Below are 942 nucleotides of genomic sequence, written 5' to 3'. Positions count from 1 at the left end.
CCCCTGATCGAGGGCTCGGAGGTCAAGGAATATTCTGCGCACCTCATCCCTGAAGGTGGCTACAAGGCAATCCCGCAGCTGTATGGCGAAGGCTGGGTCGTGGTCGGCGATGCGGCGCAGCTCAACAACGCCATTCATCGCGAGGGCTCTAACCTCGCGATGACCTCGGGCCGCATTGCGGCGGAAGCTATCGTCCAGGTGAGATCACGGCGTTATCCCATGACTGCGGCAAATCTGTCGCTCTACAAGAAGATGCTGGACGAATCCTTCGTGATCAAGGATCTCAAGAAGCACAAGGATATGCCGATGCTGATGCATACCAACTCGCAAAACTTCTTTCTCACCTATCCGCAGCTCGTCGCCAGGGCGATGCAGAACTATGTACGGGTCGACGGCACGCCGAAGGCCGAGAAGGAGAAGCTGACGTTGAAATCCTTTGTCAATGCGCGGTCATGGACCGGTTTATTTGGCGATGCATTCCGCCTCGCGCGCGCTTGGCGATAACCCATCAGAATCAAGGCTAAGGAAGCTGAAATATGAATGTCGAGACATCAGTGCGCGTCGAGGACAAGCTGTTCTACAACCGCTATCTTGTCGACGTCGGTCATCCTCACATCAAAGTACGCGCACATACGAAGCCGTCCCCACAGCTGCTTGCACTCTTGAAGGTCTGCCCGGCGCGCTGCTATGAGCTCAACCACAAGGGGCAGGTCGAGGTCACCGTCGACGGCTGCATCGAATGCGGCACCTGCCGTGTCATCGGCGAACCCACTGGCGACATCGAATGGAGCTATCCGCGTGGCGGATATGGCGTCTTATTCAAGTTTGGATGAGGGCTGAACGGCAGGCCGCGTGTCATCGCCAAGAAGCACGGCCCAAGATTGGTCCACGAGCGACCTGATCAATTCGCTGCGACGATGCCGGCACACGGCAGCTGGGGCG

1 protein-coding gene and 1 pseudogene are annotated in these 942 nt (G+C 57.6%); both read left to right on the top strand.

The window, feature by feature from the left end:
- A pseudogene (locus AC5ZGW_RS46480) lies at window positions 1-504 on the top strand (FAD-dependent oxidoreductase); the annotation flags it as partial.
- 32 nt (window positions 505-536) lie between these two features.
- Window positions 537-833: a ferredoxin family protein gene (locus AC5ZGW_RS46475; protein ID WP_130582215.1), complete on the top strand. Its 297-nt coding sequence runs from the start codon at window positions 537-539 to the stop codon at window positions 831-833.
- The last annotated feature ends 109 nt before the right edge of the window (window positions 834-942 follow it).

The sequence above is a fragment of the Bradyrhizobium sp. Crot121 genome, from assembly GCF_059512385.1.
This window is presented reverse-complemented; position numbering and strand designations above follow the sequence as displayed.

Bases quoted from the DNA above. Each gene is read 5' to 3' on its own strand.
- AC5ZGW_RS46475 (WP_130582215.1), top strand. From the start codon at position 537: ATGAATGTCGAGACATCAGTGCGCGTCGAGGACAAGCTGTTCTACAAC.